This window comes from Nonlabens xylanidelens (assembly GCF_002934445.1).
Classification (GTDB): domain Bacteria; phylum Bacteroidota; class Bacteroidia; order Flavobacteriales; family Flavobacteriaceae; genus Nonlabens; species Nonlabens xylanidelens.
The window spans coordinates 306,567-324,858 of sequence record NZ_PTJE01000001.1 but is presented as its reverse complement, the minus strand read 5'-3'; the positions used below and the strand labels follow the sequence as shown (position 1 = coordinate 324,858).

20 protein-coding genes are annotated in these 18,292 nt (G+C 36.6%); 13 read left to right on the top strand and 7 right to left on the bottom strand.

Annotation, left to right across the window (positions count from 1 at the left end):
• Positions 1–119: 119 nt before the first annotated feature.
• Positions 120–1,631, top strand: coding sequence for a F0F1 ATP synthase subunit beta (gene atpD / locus LY01_RS01445; protein WP_104514033.1), 1,512 nt, complete (start codon positions 120–122; stop codon positions 1,629–1,631).
• A 72-nt stretch (positions 1,632–1,703) separates the two neighbouring features.
• Entirely contained in the window at positions 1,704–1,979 is a 276-nt protein-coding gene (locus tag LY01_RS01440) for a F0F1 ATP synthase subunit epsilon (RefSeq protein ID WP_104514032.1), read from the top strand.
• Positions 1,980–2,287: 308 nt separating this feature from the next.
• Here LY01_RS01440 and LY01_RS01435 read toward each other — a convergent pair whose 3' ends face one another.
• The 3 genes from LY01_RS01435 to LY01_RS15060 all read right to left on the bottom strand — a co-directional run bounded on the left by LY01_RS01435 (position 2,288) and on the right by LY01_RS15060 (position 3,281).
• Positions 2,288–2,713 (bottom strand): ankyrin repeat domain-containing protein, encoded by a 426-nt coding sequence (locus LY01_RS01435; RefSeq protein ID WP_170034464.1) that lies wholly within the window; start codon positions 2,711–2,713, stop codon positions 2,288–2,290.
• Positions 2,714–2,852: 139 nt separating this feature from the next.
• Entirely contained in the window at positions 2,853–3,056 is a 204-nt protein-coding gene (locus LY01_RS01430; protein WP_104514030.1) for a helix-turn-helix domain-containing protein, read from the bottom strand.
• 3 nt (positions 3,057–3,059) lie between these two features.
• Positions 3,060–3,281 carry a DUF2975 domain-containing protein gene (locus LY01_RS15060; RefSeq protein WP_170034463.1) on the bottom strand — a complete coding sequence of 74 codons (222 nt, stop codon included), beginning with the start codon at positions 3,279–3,281 and terminating at the stop codon, positions 3,060–3,062.
• Between the two features lie 547 nt (positions 3,282–3,828).
• On the opposite strand from LY01_RS15060, the gene LY01_RS01420 reads away from it, so the two are divergent.
• From LY01_RS01420 to LY01_RS01390, 7 genes are all read left to right on the top strand, one after another.
• Complete coding sequence (locus LY01_RS01420) at positions 3,829–4,950, top strand: aminotransferase class I/II-fold pyridoxal phosphate-dependent enzyme (protein WP_104514028.1); 1,122 nt, start codon at positions 3,829–3,831, stop codon at positions 4,948–4,950.
• Positions 4,947–5,360 carry a putative signal transducing protein gene (locus LY01_RS01415; RefSeq protein WP_104514027.1) on the top strand — a complete coding sequence of 138 codons (414 nt, stop codon included), beginning with the start codon at positions 4,947–4,949 and terminating at the stop codon, positions 5,358–5,360. Before LY01_RS01420 ends, LY01_RS01415 begins: the two co-directional genes overlap by 4 nt.
• Positions 5,353–5,970, top strand: coding sequence for a dethiobiotin synthase (gene bioD / locus LY01_RS01410; RefSeq protein ID WP_104514026.1), 618 nt, complete (start codon positions 5,353–5,355; stop codon positions 5,968–5,970). The genes LY01_RS01415 and bioD overlap by 8 nt, the downstream gene beginning before the upstream one ends.
• A complete protein-coding gene (gene bioA, locus LY01_RS01405) occupies positions 5,967–7,244 on the top strand; it encodes an adenosylmethionine--8-amino-7-oxononanoate transaminase (protein WP_104514025.1) in 1,278 nt (425 codons plus the stop codon). Before bioD ends, bioA begins: the two co-directional genes overlap by 4 nt.
• A 101-nt stretch (positions 7,245–7,345) precedes the next feature.
• Positions 7,346–8,467 carry a beta-ketoacyl synthase N-terminal-like domain-containing protein gene (locus tag LY01_RS01400; protein ID WP_104514024.1) on the top strand — a complete coding sequence of 374 codons (1,122 nt, stop codon included), beginning with the start codon at positions 7,346–7,348 and terminating at the stop codon, positions 8,465–8,467.
• 116 nt (positions 8,468–8,583) lie between these two features.
• A complete protein-coding gene (gene bioB / locus LY01_RS01395; RefSeq protein ID WP_104514023.1) occupies positions 8,584–9,672 on the top strand; it encodes a biotin synthase BioB in 1,089 nt (362 codons plus the stop codon).
• A 50-nt stretch (positions 9,673–9,722) separates the two neighbouring features.
• The gene (locus tag LY01_RS01390; RefSeq protein ID WP_104514022.1) at positions 9,723–10,595 is read left to right on the top strand and encodes a cupin-like domain-containing protein; all 873 of its coding nucleotides are present in this window, start codon (positions 9,723–9,725) and stop codon (positions 10,593–10,595) included.
• Here the strand turns inward: LY01_RS01390 and LY01_RS01385 are convergent.
• The 4 genes from LY01_RS01385 to LY01_RS01370 all read right to left on the bottom strand — a co-directional run bounded on the left by LY01_RS01385 (position 10,585) and on the right by LY01_RS01370 (position 13,326).
• Complete coding sequence (locus LY01_RS01385; RefSeq protein WP_104514021.1) at positions 10,585–11,058, bottom strand: regulatory protein RecX; 474 nt, start codon at positions 11,056–11,058, stop codon at positions 10,585–10,587. The genes LY01_RS01390 and LY01_RS01385 overlap by 11 nt on opposite strands.
• Positions 11,059–11,160: 102 nt before the next feature.
• Positions 11,161–12,135: a porphobilinogen synthase gene (hemB, locus tag LY01_RS01380; RefSeq protein WP_104514020.1), complete on the bottom strand. Its 975-nt coding sequence runs from the start codon at positions 12,133–12,135 to the stop codon at positions 11,161–11,163.
• Positions 12,136–12,137: 2 nt separating this feature from the next.
• A complete protein-coding gene (locus tag LY01_RS01375; RefSeq protein WP_104514019.1) occupies positions 12,138–12,524 on the bottom strand; it encodes a hypothetical protein in 387 nt (128 codons plus the stop codon).
• Positions 12,525–12,573: 49 nt separating this feature from the next.
• Positions 12,574–13,326 carry an SDR family NAD(P)-dependent oxidoreductase gene (locus LY01_RS01370; protein ID WP_104514018.1) on the bottom strand — a complete coding sequence of 251 codons (753 nt, stop codon included), beginning with the start codon at positions 13,324–13,326 and terminating at the stop codon, positions 12,574–12,576.
• Between the two features lie 244 nt (positions 13,327–13,570).
• Here LY01_RS01370 and LY01_RS01365 point away from each other — a divergent pair, with 244 nt between their 5' ends.
• The 4 genes from LY01_RS01365 to LY01_RS01350 all read left to right on the top strand — a co-directional run bounded on the left by LY01_RS01365 (position 13,571) and on the right by LY01_RS01350 (position 18,208).
• Positions 13,571–14,575 (top strand): AAA family ATPase, encoded by a 1,005-nt coding sequence (locus LY01_RS01365; RefSeq protein ID WP_104514706.1) that lies wholly within the window; start codon positions 13,571–13,573, stop codon positions 14,573–14,575.
• Positions 14,576–14,688: 113 nt separating this feature from the next.
• The gene (locus LY01_RS01360; RefSeq protein WP_104514017.1) at positions 14,689–15,552 is read left to right on the top strand and encodes a DUF58 domain-containing protein; all 864 of its coding nucleotides are present in this window, start codon (positions 14,689–14,691) and stop codon (positions 15,550–15,552) included.
• Positions 15,549–17,198, top strand: a complete 1,650-nt coding sequence (locus LY01_RS01355) for a hypothetical protein (protein WP_104514016.1) — start codon at positions 15,549–15,551, stop codon at positions 17,196–17,198. The genes LY01_RS01360 and LY01_RS01355 overlap by 4 nt, the downstream gene beginning before the upstream one ends.
• Positions 17,198–18,208, top strand: a complete 1,011-nt coding sequence (locus tag LY01_RS01350) for a vWA domain-containing protein (RefSeq protein WP_170034461.1) — start codon at positions 17,198–17,200, stop codon at positions 18,206–18,208. The genes LY01_RS01355 and LY01_RS01350 overlap by 1 nt, the downstream gene beginning before the upstream one ends.
• Positions 18,209–18,292 lie beyond the last annotated feature (84 nt).

Genomic DNA, 18,292 nt, shown 5'->3' with positions numbered 1-18,292 from the left:
AAAGAGTCCTAAAAAAATTAAAAAACACCTTATTTTTATAGAGATGAAAGCAGTATCTTTGCGCGACGAAAAACAGCTGTTAAAAGTTGTATCTTTTTAAGTTTTAAAACATTATATAAATGTCTCAAATTACAGGTAGCGTTTCACAAATCATCGGACCGGTGGTAGATGTAACATTCGACAGTGCAGAAGGCGCACTTCCTAAAATTTATGATTCACTAGAAATCGCAAAAGAGGACGGTTCTTTACTGGTACTAGAAGTACAATCTCACATAGGTGAGAGCACAGTAAGAACAATATCTATGGATTCTACAGATGGTCTTAGTCGTGGTACAGCGGTTAAAGCAACTGGTAATCCTATTAAAATGCCAGTAGGTGATGACGTTTACGGTCGTCTATTTAATGTAATCGGTGATGCCATTGACGGTTTAGGAGATCTTCCTAAAACTGGAAAAGATGGACTTTCTATTCACAGAGATGCACCAGCATTTGAAGATCTTTCTACTTCTACTGAGGTGCTTTATACGGGTATCAAAGTAATCGACCTTATTGAACCTTATGCAAAAGGTGGTAAAATTGGACTTTTCGGTGGAGCAGGAGTTGGTAAAACAGTATTGATTCAAGAATTGATTAATAACATTGCAAAAGGTCACGGTGGACTTTCAGTATTTGCTGGAGTTGGTGAGCGTACTCGTGAAGGGAATGACCTTCTACGTGAGATGTTAGAATCAGGGATTATCAAGTACGGTGACGACTTCATGCATTCTATGGAAGAAGGTGGTTGGGATCTACAGAAGGTTGATAAAGCCGGAATGAGAGAATCTAAAGCAACTTTCGTATTTGGACAAATGAATGAGCCACCAGGAGCACGTGCTCGTGTAGCGCTTTCTGGTCTTACGATTGCAGAATATTTCCGTGATGGAGCTGGTGATGGACAAGGAAAAGACGTTCTTTTCTTCGTTGATAACATTTTCCGTTTCACACAAGCAGGTTCTGAAGTGTCGGCACTATTAGGTCGTATGCCATCTGCAGTAGGATATCAACCTACACTAGCAACAGAAATGGGTGCGATGCAGGAAAGAATTACTTCTACTAAAAAAGGATCTATTACATCTGTACAAGCGGTTTACGTACCTGCAGATGATTTAACGGATCCAGCACCGGCAACAACGTTTGCTCACCTTGACGCAACTACTGTATTGTCTCGTAAGATTGCAGAATTAGGTATCTACCCAGCGGTAGATCCTCTAGATTCTACATCTCGTATTCTTGCAGCAGATATCTTAGGTGATGAGCACTATGATTGTGCTACTCGTGTAAAAGAATTATTACAGCGTTATAAAGAGCTTCAGGATATCATCGCCATTCTAGGTATGGAAGAATTATCTGAAGAAGATAAAATGGCTGTAAACCGTGCACGTCGTGTACAACGTTTCTTATCTCAACCTTTCCATGTTGCAGAGCAGTTTACTGGTCTTAAAGGTGTGTTAGTTGATATTAAAGATACTATCAAAGGATTTAATATGATTATGGATGGAGAGTTAGATCACCTTCCAGAAAGTGCATTCAACCTTAAAGGTACTATCGAAGAGGCTATCGAGGCAGGAGAAAAAATGCTTTCTGAAGCATAATATAAGTATACAGTTACAGTCGTCTTGATCTGATTAAGACGACTGGATACTGTGATATAAAATTATACAAATATGATTTTAGAAATAGTTACACCAGAATTAACACTTTTTAAAGGTGAAGTAGAATCTGTGTCTGTACCTGGTATAAATGGACAGTTCCAGATGTTAGATAATCACGCGCCAGTAGTGTCGTTATTATCTAAAGGTGCTGTAAAGATATTTGGTAATGTAGTGTTAGATAAAGCTAACGCTGCTCTTTTTACTAAAGAAGATGGTACTACTAACTTTGCTATAACTGGTGGGGTTCTAGAAATGAAAGATAATAAAGCGATAGTCCTAGCAGACTAATAACGTTCTTATCATAATATATTAAAGCCTCGATCTATGGATCGAGGCTTTTTTTATATAGGACATTTGATTTCTTAAGATTCTTTCTATTGCTTCTTTAAGGAGCTTCTTGTGTGTTTTACTAGAATGTTCTTAGGTTTAATCAGTTTAATGGCTCTAGATTACTTCTATCAATTTTCAAACTGTTGCTGATTGTGTTTTTAGAAACCGACGGTAATTTTAATGCAACAAAAAACCTGCAAAGTAGGCTTTGCAGGTTTTATATAAATTCCCTCGATACTAAGAACGAGGTATGTTGTTATAATAAATTACTTTAATAATTTAATGGTAGCTTCATTACCATTTGCCATTGCAAGATCTAATGCAGACTTACCATCTACTTTAACAGATTTATCAGCTCCAGCTTCTAATAGAAGAGATACAGTATTATCGCGTCCCATTTTTGCTGCCCACATTAATGGAGTGTTGTCTCCACATGTTTGGTTTACGTTTACTTTAGCATCGTCTAATAAATAAGAAATAACGTCACCGCTATTCATTTGTACGGCTAGTTGTAGTAAAGTCGATTGTCTAGTACCAGCTTGGAAACAATTATCTTTATTAGAGTCGGTTATAAAAACTTTAAGGTCAGTAGGACTGTCGTTTTTAAGGGCAATTGTCATGTCTCTAGTTAAATCTTGAGCGCTTACTGTTCCTGCTAGGATTAGAGCGAGAATAAAAAGAACTTTTTTCATCATTGTTAGGTTTTAAGATATGCTAATATAACACTATCGTTTAAAACCTTTTATCTGTTTATCAATAGATTTTAATTTGTAGAGATTTAGCTTTAAGAGAAAATACAATTGGTTGGCCAGGTGAATAGTTCTTTTAGAGTTATTTTCTGTATTCTAGTATATCTCCAGGCTGACATTCTAGTGCTTCACAAATAGCTTCCAGGGTAGAAAAACGTACCGCCTTTGCCTTACCAGTTTTGAGTATTGATAAGTTAGCTGTAGTAATACCTACTTTCTCAGCGAGTTCATTGCTTTTCATGCCTTTTTGTGCCAGTACGACGTCTAGATTGATGGTTATAGGCATGAGTTATATGGTTAGGTCGTTTTGAGTTTTATAATACTCTGCTTTTTGGATGATTTGAGAAATGGCTAGTAGAAAAAAACCGAGAATCATAATGATGATACTGTTTCCTAAAGTCGGAATCCAATATGCCGCGTCTTTTACAGGGGTCGTAAAGTAATTTATAATATTGTGAAGAAGACATGCTGATAGTAGGGTGTAGCCTATTTGTTGGAGAGAATTACTCATGTTTTCAAAAGATATTGACTCAAATGATTTGAGAACGGTGGCGCCGTGATAGCATATTAATACGCCAGACACTCCATTTATCACAGTGAATAATAAACTTGTTTTAAATTCAGATGACTGAATGCCACCATATGCAATGTATGCAGATATGGGGCTTGCAATAAAGCTTAGTATGAAAAAACCGGTTAAGCTGTATAACACGATTTTGAGAGTTTTTGCTAATTTCATAATAATTATTGTTTTTCAATAACAAACTTATCATATTATTATTGATTAACAATAATAAATTATCGAAAAATGATAATAAAATTTGTTAAATAGCTTAATATGTGATGTTTAATTTATTGAAATGTATTAAGGTGAAGTTTGATCTTTGATTTGTTTTCACAACCATAAAGCCCTTTTGCTTGGTCTATCGGCTGTGCCTAGCTCATCACCTACCTGTTTTGCTTTTTTAACAAGAAATTGTTTTTATTTTGATGTAATGGTAACTTGTATTTTTTGAGAACAACAAATAACCGAATACTAAAACACTTATTTTTGCATCATGCTTCCAGAAAAACTACAGACTCTTTTAGGTATGCGTTACTTCTCAGGGAGTTTGCGTAAACTTACTGTAAACGATCATCTTATAGATTTCTCTTCAAATGATTATCTAGGTTTTTCTAAGATACATGTGTCACATAAAGCGCAATCTAATGGCGCTACTGGCAGTAGACTTATTTCTGGACATAGCGATTTACATAACCAGATAGAAGATCAAATTGCACAATTTCATAATGCACCAGCTGCTCTGCTATTTAATTCAGGTTATGATGCAAACATAGGTCTCATACCTGCACTTACAGATCGAGCAGATTTGATACTTTTTGATCAACTCGTTCATGCAAGTATAAGGGATGGGATACAGTTGTCTCAAGCTAAATCTCTTAAATACCGTCATAATGATTTAAGACATCTAGAAATTTTGCTATCAAAATTTAGTGAGGCCGAGGGTCGACAGGTGTATGTGATCACAGAATCTGTGTTCTCTATGGATGGCGACATGCCAGATCTTAAGAAATTGATAGATTTAGTTAGCAGGTTTGACAACGCACATTTAATATTAGACGAGGCGCACGCACTAGGTGTTATAGGAAAAAATGGCGCCGGACTTGCACAACATCTGGATCTAGAGAATGATGTTTTTGCACGCGTTATGACCTTTGGTAAAGGTTTGGGATGTCATGGGGCAGCTGTTTTAGGTAGTGAAGACCTTAAAGAGTATTTGATTAATTATGCTCGCAGTTTTATTTATACCACAGCATTGCCAGAGCATTCATTGCAGTGTATTTTAAATGGGTACCTTACTTTGAGTCGTAGTGAAGATGTCATCTCTCGATTAACTAGTAACATTGAGTTGTTTAATAAACTTGTGTTGCAAGCTGGATTGAGATTACGCTTTCGCGAAAGCGAGACCGCCATTCAAACTTGTATCATACCTAATAACGAGGTGGTAAAAAAAGCCGCATTTACGCTCCAAGAGAATGGATATGATGTTAGGGCGATACTGTCACCTACGGTTAATAAGGGTGAAGAACGACTGCGTATATGTATTCATAATTTTAATACAGAAAATGAAATGAGTGGCATGCTACAATTACTTGCCAAAACTCTGAAAAACTTATGAGTAAATTTAAAACCATAGCCGTATTTGCTTATCCAGCAGAGGCTGTTGTAGTAAAAGGTAAGCTAGAGAGTGAGCAGGTAGAGGTTTTCTTAAAAGATGAGTTTACCGTTGCAACAGATCCATTTGCTACTAACGCTATAGGTGGTGTTAAAATGCTGGTGTATAAAGAGGATTTTATAAAAGCGATGGGTATTTTAGAACAATCTAATCCTGATTTATTAAAATATCGTGTAGAATATATAAAATGTCCCAATTGTGGAAAAACAGACGCTAGAGAAATACGAGATATTGAAACGGCACCTACCTTTGCAGATAAAATGAAAGCGGTTGTTTTAAACATCTTTCCTTTTTCTAATTCTTACAATTATCAGTGTAAGAGTTGTTATACAAAATTTGACGTGAATGAGTAAAATATTTATTACCGGTATAGGTACAGATGTTGGAAAAACAGTTGTTGCGGCTATAGTTACAGAATCACTTAAGGCAGATTATTGGAAACCGATTCAAAGTGGTCTAGAAGAAACTGATAAAGCGACTATCTCTACTTTATTATCAAATACAATAACTACTATACATCCAGAAGCTTATAGATTAGTGACACCTATGAGCCCGCACAAGGCGGCTCAAATAGATGGTGTTACTATCGATCTAGATAAAGTAATACGTCCTGATACTGAAAATACTCTGGTTATAGAAGGTGCGGGCGGTCTATTAGTTCCTTTAAATGATAAGGATACTATTGTGGATCTTATAATGCCAGAGGATAAAGTCATTTTAGTTAGTTCTGGATATTTGGGTAGTATCAATCATACGTTGTTAAGCGCGGCGCTTTTAAAATCAAAAGGACTCAATTGTGTAGGCGTTATATACAATCATGTAGATCTTGATGGTACAATTGAGGTTATTGAAAAAATGACGGGACTTAATACTCTAGGTCATATATCTAAAGAAGAAGAAATAAACGCGTCTGTAGTGGAGAAGTACGCTTTAAAATTTCAAAAAGCTTTAAAAGCATTATGATCAAAAAGGATATCATAAAAAATGATGCCGATTTCATTTGGCATCCACTAACGCAACATAAAACGGCTAGTGAGCCTCTTGCGATTGCACATGCAAAGGGTAATTATCTGTATGATTTTGATGGTAAAAAATACTTTGACGGTATTTCTAGCTGGTACACCTGTAGTTATGGGCATACAAATCCTGTTCTTACTGGCGCAATTAAGAAACAAGTAGATCAATTGCATCATGTGGTTTTTGCTGGTATGACTCATGAGCCTGTTGCTACATTGGGTGAGAAACTGATCGGTATCTTGCCAGATAACCAGCAAAAACTGTTCTTTTCTGAGAATGGTTCTACTAGTGTAGAGATAGGTCTTAAAATGGCTTTTCAGTATCACTTCAATAAAGGTGAGAAACGAAATATGGTAGTTGCCTTAGAAAATGGTTTTCATGGAGATACCTTTGGTGCCATGAGTGCTAGTGGTTTATCAGTCTATAATGGGCCATTTGAAGACTTTTTTATAGATGTGGTGCGTATTCCTGCTCCAACAAATGAGAATCTTCCTCAAGTTTTAGAATTAGTACACTCTCTTTTAGAAAAACACGAGATTTCTAGTTTTATTTATGAGCCGCTAGTTCAAGGAGCTGCAGCCATGCAACTTAATGATGCTGCTGCGCTGTCCCAAGTGATTAGAAAATTTCAACAACATGGAGTTATCGCCGTGGCAGACGAGGTGATGACAGGTTTTGGTAAAACAGGGACTTATTTTGCTAGTGATCAAATAGAGGCAAAACCAGATGTTATTTGTTTATCAAAGGCGCTCACCGGTGGTATCATGCCTATGGCAATTACTTCTTGTACACAAAAGGTGTACGATGCCTTTTATGATGATAATCTTGCCAAAGGATTATTCCATGGACATACCTATTCTGGTAATCCACTAGGTTGTGCAGTTGCTGCAGCTGCTATCGATTTATTAATCTCTGAGGGTATTCAAAGAGGTGTAAAAAATATAGAAGCATCTAACTTAGAGTTTAAAACAAAAATTGAATCACACCATAATGTTGCCGCAGTTAGAACTAGAGGTGTAATACTTGCTATAGACCTTGCCATAGAAATGGAACGTTATGGAAATAAACGTAACGAGATGTTTCAGTGGTTTTGGAAACGTGGTTTGTTTTTAAGGCCATTAGGTAAAACAGTTTACATTGTGCCACCATTTACTACCACGTCAGCAGAATTGGACTTTATTTATCAATTATTAGAAGAGTTTTTAGATCAGATTAGTTAATCTAAGGGTCTAACAATCTGTGTTGAAACGGTATAAAAGAACTTATTAATAGATTTTTAATCTAAGTTCTTTTCACGATTTTTGCAGTCGTAAATAAGCTTGTGAAAAACCCTATATATATTAACGATGCAGCCATGGTAGCTGCGGTAGACTCTTTTAAAGATCAACAAGAAACTAGTTTTTTTAATAAAAAAGACAGTGCTTGGGTAGGTCCTATTTCTAGCGGAAAAGAAACTCAGTTAAATGCATTTTTAAAAGAAAATGAATCGTATAAATCCTTGGACCGTAGTGTGCAACTGGCGTTATTATCCGCTAGATCTTTGAAAAATGTTCCATCACAAACGGGCATTAATATAGGTTCTAGTCGTGGTGCAACTGGTTTATGGGAAGAGTTTTATTCTCGCTTTCGCGAAAGCGGAACCGTACCAACGGCAACATCTCCATTAACTACACTAGGTAATATATCGAGTTGGGTAGCACAAGATCTGGGTCTTAAAGGAACTGCTTTTTCACATAGTATTACCTGTGCAACGGCATCCCATGCGATACTTAATGCTATTGCATGGTTAGAAAGTGGTATGGCGACTAGCTTTATAGCTGGTGGTAGTGAAGCGCCTTTAACACCATTTACAGTGAGTCAAATGCAGGCTTTACGCATATATTCACGAGATACCGATCAGTATCCATGTAAAGCACTGGATCTAGATAAGACACAAAACTCCATGATTCTAGGAGAAGCTGCTGCTGTGTTTTTACTTTCTAAAGAAGATAATAACAGTGTTGCAACAATAACAGGTTATGGTAGCGCTATAGAAAAACTAGCTAGTGCAACATCTGTAACCGCTAGTGGAGACTGTCTTCAAGAATCAATGAGGCAGGCAACACAGCATATGAATCTAGAAGATGTAGATGCAATTATCACTCATGCACCTGGAACAATAAAAGGAGATAGAGCAGAGTTTACTGCGATTAAGAGCATTTTTGGAGATCAATATCCGCGTTTATGTAATAATAAATGGCAATTAGGTCATGCGCTAGGTGCAAGTAGTGCGCTTAATCTAGCTATGGGAATAGAAATGTTGCAATCACAGAGTATGTTTACTGTTCCATTTTTAGAAGATTCATTTGTGAATCCGCGTGGAGATGTTAGAATACCTAAACGTATTTTAATCAACGCGACTGGCTTTGGTGGTAATGCAGTAAGTTTACTGATAGAAAAATAATACTAGAATTAAAAACTAATAATTTGATAATAATAAGTGCTTTTCTTTAACATTAATTCATTGTAGCTATTACTTAAGGAAACCTTATTTTTACCTTTTTAACGTAGAATACGATTATGAGACACGACTGGACTAAAGAAGAAATATTAGAAGTTTATAACAGACCGATTATGAATTTGTTATATGATGCGGCGACTATTCATAGAGAATTTCATAACCCTAATCAGGTACAAGTTTCTACACTTCTTTCTATTAAAACTGGCGGTTGTCCAGAAGATTGTGGGTACTGTCCACAGGCAGCTCGTTATCATACCGACGTAGAAGGAAATGATTTAATGTCTGTGCAACAAGTAAAAGCACAGGCTTTAAGAGCAAAATCTAGTGGTAGTTCTCGTGTATGTATGGGAGCAGCATGGAGAAATGTAAAAGACGGGCCAGAATTTGACCAAGTGTTAGAAATGGTACGTACTATTAATAAATTAGATATGGAAGTGTGTTGTACTCTAGGTATGATCACTGAAAATCAGGCACACCGTCTAGCAGAGGCTGGATTATATGCTTATAATCACAACCTAGACAGTTCTGAAGAGTATTATAAAGAAGTAATTTCTACTCGTGGTTACCAAGATAGATTAGATACTATAGATAACGTACGTAAAACTAACGTTACCGTATGTAGTGGTGGTATTATAGGTATGGGAGAAAATATAGAAGATCGTGCAGGTATGTTAGTTGCACTAGCTAGTTTAAGTCCACAACCAGAAAGTACACCTATCAACGCACTTGTTGCTGTAGAAGGTACACCACTTGAGGAGCAACAACCTGTTTCTATTTGGGAAATGATACGTATGGTTGCTACTACGCGTATAGTAATGCCACAAACACAGGTAAGACTAAGTGCTGGTAGAACAGACATGTCTAGAGAAGGACAGGCGATGTGTTTCTTTGCAGGAGCTAATTCTATATTTGCAGGTGATAAATTACTTACCACACCTAATCCAGATGTGAATGAAGACATGAAAATGTTTGAATTATTAGGACTAGAGCCTATGAAACCATTTGTAAAAAAGGCACAACCAGAAACGGTAGAAGCTCAATATTCTGAATATAAGGATCAAGGTGAAAAGCCTAAATGGTCTCGTCCAGGTCATAAGATCGAGCGTAATGAGGAGGCTAAACAAGCTGGTAAAGCCGTTAAAGCATAGTTAACTACGTAGACTTTCTTTGTTTCATTACTTAAGTTTGTACGCTATTTATGCAACTCAACCTTAAACAAATACCGCGTGTTTCCACGATAAGTAAAGATGATTTTATAAAAAATTATCTCAAGCCACAGCGCCCTGTAGTTATTGAAAAATTAACTCAAGACTGGCCCGCTTATAAAAAATGGAATCTAGAATATATAAAGCAAGTTGCTGGAGATAAAACCGTGCCTCTTTATGATGACCGTCCTGTAAAACATGACGAGGGTTTTAATCAAGCACACGCAGAGATGAAGATGTCTGAATATGTAGATCTTCTTAAAAAGAAACCTACTAATTTCAGAATCTTCCTCTATAATATTATGAGTGAGGTACCAGTACTTCAAACAGATTTTAAATTCCCTAAATTAGGAATGCGATTGATCAAGGGTTTACCGATGATGTTCTTCGGTGGTACGGACTCTAAGGTTTTTATGCATTTTGATATAGACTTCACTAACATCCTTCACTTCCATTTCCATGGTAAAAAGAGATGTGTGATTTTTCCTCCAGATCAGTCGCCTTATTTATATAGAGTGCCACATTCTTTAATTGCTAGAGAAGATATAGATTTCTCAAATCCAGATTTTGAAAAATGGCCAGCTTTAAAACAGGCACAAGGTTTTGTATGTGAGCTTAATCATGGAGAGATGTTGTACATGCCCGAGGGATACTGGCATTACATGCATTACCTAACGCCAGGGTTTTCTATAAGTTTGCGTTCTTATCCTAGAAAGATTAAAAATTTAAGTAAAGCGCTTTATAATTTACTGTTTATGCGTCATTATGATAACTTTATGCGCAAACGTAAAGGACAGGAGTGGATAGATTATAAAAATGAAAAAGCGATAATTAGAACCCACGAAAATCTAAATATCAAGGAATAAGCTCTACAGCTTTTGCATAAACTAGGTGGCTTTCCCAGCCTCTATAGAGCAGGTAATCGGCAAGTTTTTTACGCTTTTTATATTTATCACTTTCCGTAGTTATTTGTTGTAATCGCTTTCGCGAAAGCGTATCCAAAGCAATCTCATAATCGACATCAGATATCTCTTTGAGTCCTATCTTTATAGTACGTTCATTAAGGCCTTTCATTTTAAGTTCGCGCACTATACGTACTCTTCCCCAACTTTTAATACGGAATTTTCCCCTCGCAAAAGCCTCGGCATAACGTGTTTCATTCAAGAATTTGTGATGGATCAAGTGGGGTATGATTTCATCTATTGCTAGTTGAATAACACCCATGCTTTTTAATTTATCCTCCACATCTTTATGACAGCGCTCTTGATAGGCACAGTATCGCTCTATGGAACGAGTCGCTTCTTCTACGGTGTAAGAATCTTTGGGCATTGGTTTTTAAAAGTTCTAAAACTAATGATAATTGATGGTTTTAAAGAAAATCCCCTAAGGGTAGAATTAATTCTAGCTTTAGGGGATAAAATTTGTTCTTATTTAAGAAATCAACTTCACTACATCTTTTGCAAAATAACTAGCTATTAAATCTGCTCCAGCTCTTTTAATAGCGATAGTTTGTTCCATCATTACGGCATCATGATTTAACCATCCTTTTTCTGCAGCAGCTTTAAGCATGGAATATTCTCCACTTACTTGATACACGCTTACAGGAACATCTACTTCGTTTTTAATATCTCTAACTATGTCTAGGTAGCATAGTCCAGGTTTTACCATAACGATATCTGCTCCTTCATCGATATCCATTAAAGTTTCTTTTATGGCTTCATTACGATTTGCAGGATCCATTTGATAGGTTTTTTTATCTCCAAAACCTGGTGCGCTATCCAGTGCATCTCTAAAGGGACCGTAAAAAGCACTAGCATACTTTGCAGAATAACTCATAATTCCAGTATCTGTAAACCCTTCTTCTTCCAGTGCTTCTCTTATGTAAAGAATACGTCCGTCCATCATGTCGCTAGGTGCGAGCATGTCTGCACCAGCTTGTGCATGAGAAATACTCATTTGTGCAAGTACCTCGCAAGTAGCGTCATTAAGAATTTTGTTATTCTCTACTATTCCATCATGACCAAAACTAGAAAAAGGATCGAGAGCCACATCTGTCATTACATACATTCCTGGTGCAACATCCTTAACGGTTTTAATAGCTCGTTGCATCAGTCCATCTTTATTAATAGCCTCGGTCCCTTTGTTGTCTTTTAAATGGTCTGGTACTTTAACAAAGAGTAAGACGCTTTTTAATCCCATGTCCCATAATAATTGTACTTCTTTCTTTAAAAGATCTAGACTGTATCGGTAATAGTCCGGCATAGAGGCTATTTCTTCCTTGATGCCATTTCCTTCTACTACAAATAATGGTACTATAAAATCATTAGGTGAGATCAACGTTTGTTGTACTAAAGATCTTACTGCTGGGCTAGTTCTTAATCTTCTGTTTCTTCTTAATGGGAACATATTTATAGGTCTAATTTGTTAATTAAATTGAGGTAGTCCACCTCATAGTTAGGAATTTTCAAAGTTACCTTCTTTGCCGTATTTAATACAATTATAGAAGGGGTTTCCTTATTGTTACTGTCGTGTTGTTTAAATTTTTCTTGGATAAGTTGGTTGATCAGTAATGCATCATCAAAGGAGATCGTTTTTCTTACAACACTATCATTTGCTTTGTAAACTAAAATGTCTTCAATAAAACTCATGGATTCTACCCTTGCATCTGTCAGATGATACTCGATAGTAAAATCTTTGCTTTCAAAAATAGAATTCATGTTTTCGATAGTAGGTTCTACTTCTTGTGTGCATGACGCAAGAAGTATAATGCTCAGTAAGAGGATTAATTTTTTCATGATTTGTTTATTTTATCTTCTTTTAAAAGCTTTGATAAGAAAGGTGTTTCTAGTCTTTCTTCAACACTACGCTACTTGCCTGTGCGGTACACATCACGGTTAAGTCTGCAATGTTAACATGCGGTGGTCGCGTTACGGCAAATAGAATAACCTCTGCAACATCTTGTGGTTGTAAAGCCATGTAACCTTGATACACTTTGTCTGCTCGTTCTGTATCTCCTTTAAATCGCACCTCACTGAAGTTAGTCTGTACCAGTCCTGGATTTACAGCACCTACTCTTATGTTATATGGGTTTAAATCCAGTCGCATACCTGTAGTGATAGCATCTACAGCGTGCTTAGAGCCACAATACACGTTCCCATTTGGGTACACTTCTTTACCAGCGGTAGAACCTATGTTGATGATATGTCCGTTTTTACGTTCTCTCATTTTAGGTATAATCGCATGACTTACATAAAGCAATCCTTTTACATTTATATCCATCATAGCGTCCCAATCTTCTAGGTTACCTTTATCTATAGGGTCCAGTCCATGAGCGTTACCTGCATTATTTATTAGGATATTGATCTCATTAAAAGGGAATTCTGTAAGACTGTTAATTTGTTCTTCTACTTTTTCTTTATCACGTACATCAAAGCATAAAGTCTCCACAGGAACGAGTTCAGAAAGCTCTTCTTTTAATTCGGCCAGCTTTTCTTCGTTACGTCCACAAAGTACAAGGGCATAATTGTTATCGGCTAGAGTTTGTGCGGTTGCCAGTCCTATTCCACTAGTTGCGCCAGTAATTAAAGCAGTTTTCATATCAGGTTCTTTGTACAAAAGTAGGGAAAAGGTGTTAGCAAGATGTTTATTTTAACCTCGCTTTCGCGAAAGCGGTAACGTTAACAATCGATAACATAAAAGTATACTTCTGTGAAGTTTATCAATTAGACCTTCTTTAAATTTGGTAGTCACAGAGGTAGGGCTAATTTTAACAGCTTTTAAACAGTTCAAAATTTAATGTTTGGACATTTTTGCAATTAATAAGATTAAAGAAAATACTATTATGGATCAACAAAGCACGCAGGTAGATATTGCGAGTATCAATGAAAAGGTAGCACAAGAAAGCCAGTTCGTAGAATTACTTGTTAATGAAATGAACAAGGTAATTGTAGGTCAACAATACATGATAGAACGATTGCTTATAGGTCTCTTAGGTCGCGGGCACATTCTATTAGAAGGTGTACCTGGACTAGCAAAGACACTTGCTATTACGACTCTTTCTAAGGCGGTAAGTGGATCTTTTTCAAGAATACAGTTTACACCAGATTTATTACCGGCAGATGTTGTGGGGACATTAATCTATAACATGAAGGATGGTGAATTCAACATCAAGAAAGGACCTATTTTTGCAAACTTTGTCCTCGCAGATGAGATAAACCGTGCGCCAGCAAAGGTGCAAAGTGCTCTACTAGAAGCCATGCAAGAGAAGCAGGTTACTATAGGTGATGAGACTTTTAAATTACAGAAACCGTTCTTAGTAATGGCAACTCAAAACCCAGTAGATCAAGAAGGTACTTATCCATTACCAGAAGCGCAAATGGACCGTTTTATGTTAAAAACGGTAATAGATTACCCAACTATTGCAGACGAGCAATACATCATGCGAGCAAATCTAAAAAAAGACTTTACAGAGCCTAACGCTGTAGTGTCTGTAGAGCAAATTTTACGCGCTCAAGATGCGGTAGAAATCGTATATATGGACGAGAAGATCGAGAAGTATATTCTAGATATCATATTTGCGACTCGTTATCCAGAAAAATATAATCTGGCAGACTTGAAGCCGTTGATCTCATTTGGAGCATCACCTCGTGGATCTATTAACCTTGCCAAAGCTGCAAAATGTTATGCATTTATTAAGCGACGTGGTTATGTTGTGCCAGAAGATGTGCGTGCAGTAGTACTAGACGTATTGCGTCACAGAATAGGTATTACTTATGAGGCCGAAGCTGAGAACTACACAACTGAAGATATAGTAAACAAGATCGTGAATACGATAGAGGTACCATAGTTCTATTGAAATAAAATCAATAGGTGTTGATTCTTGAAAAAATAGAGTCGTTCATAATCTATTGATGCTGATAAAAAATCAATTTCAATTAACTTATATAGAGTACACGCTGTATGAATACACAAGAGCTTCTTAAAAAAGTACGTAAAATCGAGATCAAGACTCGTCGTTTAAGCGACGCAGTATTTGGTGGCGAGTATCATAGTGCTTTTAAAGGTCGTGGAATGACTTTTAGTGAGGTGCGACAGTACCAGTTCGGTGATGACGTACGTAATATAGACTGGAATGTAACTGCTCGTTATAGTGAGCCATATATAAAGGTATTTGAAGAAGAGCGCGAGCTTACCCTCATGCTGGTTGCAGACATAAGTGGGTCGACACTTTTCGGTACACAAGAGCAAATCAAAAAAGAGATCATTACAGAATTGTGTGCAACACTTGCTTTTAGTGCGATGCAGAATAATGATAAGGTAGGTTTGCTTCTATTTTCTGATCAGGTAGAATTGTTCATTCCGCCTAAGAAAGGGAAATTTCATATTCTTAGAATTATACGAGAATTGCTAGAATTTCAACCTAAAGGTAAGGCTACAGATATAGCAGGAGCTTTAAAGTTTCTAGCTGGTGTGCTTAAGAAAAAAGCAATCGTTTTTGTGATGTCAGATTTTATGAGCACCGATTATAAAAAGACATTACAAATAGCAGGTCGCAAACACGACGTCACAGGAATTAGAGTTTATGATGAGCGTGAGACGGTCATGCCTAAAATGGGTCTAGTCCAGTTTAAAGATCAAGAAACAGGGCAATCACAATTGATTAATACCAGTTCTAAATCTGTACGTAATAAATATGCAGCTTATCATAAAGAGAGTGCTGCCTATTTTAAAGAAGCATTTACTAGATCTGACGCAGGCGCTATAGATCTAGAAACTAGAGAGAATTACACAAAGAAATTATTAGGATACTTCAAAGCACGATGATTAAAAAACTAGTATACATATTATTTTTATTATGCGTTGCCATAACTACAGCCCAGACTCAGGATAAAACTGAGGTGTCTACAACTGTAGATCGGGACCTTATTAAAATAGGTGAAGAAGTAAAACTGGGCATAAGTGTCGATGCAGATCTGGGAGATTTGATCATCTTTCCAGAGCAGCAAACCATGGGCGCACTAGAGGTGTTACAAAGTTATCCTGTAGACAGTCTAAGAATAGCAGATAAAATTAGACTCTTTAAACAGTATGGTGTAACACAATTTGATTCTGGTGATTACTGGGTGCCTAGATTAGAAATTCTTAAAAATGACCGTCGTTTAAAATCAGACTCTATACTTATAAGTGTGCGTGAGGTAGAAGTAGATACTACTAAACAAGGTATGTTCCCTATCAAGGGTTATGTAGATATAGAAGATAAATCTACAGCATCTTATGGATGGATGTGGTGGTTGTTACTTTTAATACCAGTTATTATTGCTGTTGTTTTGCTTACGCGAAAACGAGAAGAAAAAACCTATGAAGAGACGTTACAACCTTATGAGTGGACTAAGTATCGTTTAAAATTACTAGACGAAGGCTCTTACTTAGATAACCGCCAGTGGAAAGAATATTATACAGAGCTTACCTATATTATAAGAAGGTATATAGACTCTAAGGTTTATGGTCATACACTAGAAAGTACAACAGGACAGCTAATAAAAGAATTGAAAATTGCCATGTCAGAAAAAGGCATGCATATTACAGATAAAACGCAATCTCGATTAGAAGAAATTCTTCAAAAAGCCGATTTGGTAAAATTTGCAACCGCTAGTGGTGACGCAATAAGTGCTAAAGAAGATAGACAGCGCACCATGGAAATTATCAATAATATCCATCAAGTACTGCCACCGCCTACTGAAGAAGAGCTGATGCAAGATGCGCGTTATAGGCGTAAACAAGAAATAAAAAAACGTACTCGCAATATATTGATAGGTGTCGGTATAGGAATCGTTGCACTTGCTATTGCCATGGGAATTTGGAGCTATGTCATAGGTTTTGATAATGTAAAAGATAAAGTGTTCGGTAACGCACAACGCGATCTTATAGAGCAAACCTGGTTAACTAGTGACTACGGTATGCCGCCTGTTCAATTAAACTCGCCAGATATTTTAGTACGTCAGGACACGACTTCATTAGGAGATCAATTTAAATTGATGTCTACATCCATAGACCAGTTTGCAACAGGTGATATATCTGATGACTTTTACGTAGGTGTTATCACTTTCACATTAAAAGGAGACGGTTTTAAAGAAGATGACCAGTTGCCACCTGCCGTAGTACGAGATAACATGACCAAAGTTCTTGATGGACTAGGGGCTACAGATATTCTTATGCTAGAAGATGAGGTAGAAATAAATGGTGTAAAAGGAGTTTCTTTAGATGGTACTTATAAACTAGATGATAAGGATTATCAATATGAGATTCTTATGATGGCAAATAAAATAGGTATAGATCAAATTATCATTAGTAACTTAAAAGATGATGAGGAGAATCGCGATCGTGAGTACGGTAGAATATTGAGAGAAAGAGTTAGAAGTTCAATTACGTTCCCATCCTTTGACGATGGTAAAAAGAAAGAAAAGGAATAATGGACTGGTTTACAAATATCAAATTTGCCTCACCAGAGATGTTTTGGTTGTTGCTGCTTTTACCGCTAGCGATAGGTTTTTACATCTGGACTTTTAGAAGGCAAAATGCACAGGTTAAGGTGTCTACTATTAAAGGTTTTCAACCAGGTGGATCTCTATTAGGTAAATTAAGACCTGTATTGTTTTTATTGCGTTTACTTGCATTAGCCTTAATTATTGTGGCGCTAGCAAGACCACAAACTACAGACGTTACCACAAAGACTAAAACTACAAATGGAATCGATATAGTTCTTGCGGTAGATGTAAGTGCAAGTATGCTGGCACAAGATTTAAAACCAGATAGACTAGAAGCAACAAAAGCAGTCGCTGCAGATTTTATTAATGGTAGGCCTAGTGACCGTATAGGTGTAGTCGTATATGCAGGAGAGAGCTACACTAAAACACCTATTACTACAGATAAAACCATATCACTTAAGGCGATTAAGGATATTAAATTTGACGGTGTTCTAGAAAATGGTACAGCAATAGGAATGGGTCTAGCTACTGCAGTGAATAGACTTAAAGAAAGTGAGGCGCTAAGTAAGGTGATTATTTTAATGACCGATGGTGTTAACAATAGCGGTTTTTTAGATCCTAAAATAGCAAGTGAACTAGCAGTTGAATTTGACATTAAAGTATACACCATAGGAATAGGAACTAACGGTAATGCGCCATCACCATATGCACAATTACCTAACGGCAGATTTCAATTTAAGATGGCGCCAGTAGAAATCGATGAAGAGTTAATGAAGCAAATTGCCGCAGATACTGGAGGTAAATATTTCAGAGCAACAAATAATAAAAAGTTGAAAGAAATCTATGCAGAAATTGATAAGCTAGAAAAAACCGAAATCGAACAATTTGAATTCTACAATGTAGAAGAAAAATACCGCGACCTAGTTTTACTAGCATTGATGTTAATAGGTGTAGAGATGTTATTGAGGTATACCATTTTTAAAACGGCGGCTTAATTGATTGCAACTTTAAGTTGATTTAAAAATAAGCGTCCGTTTAATCAATTGAAACTTTAAAATAAAAATACTGCCACTCATTAA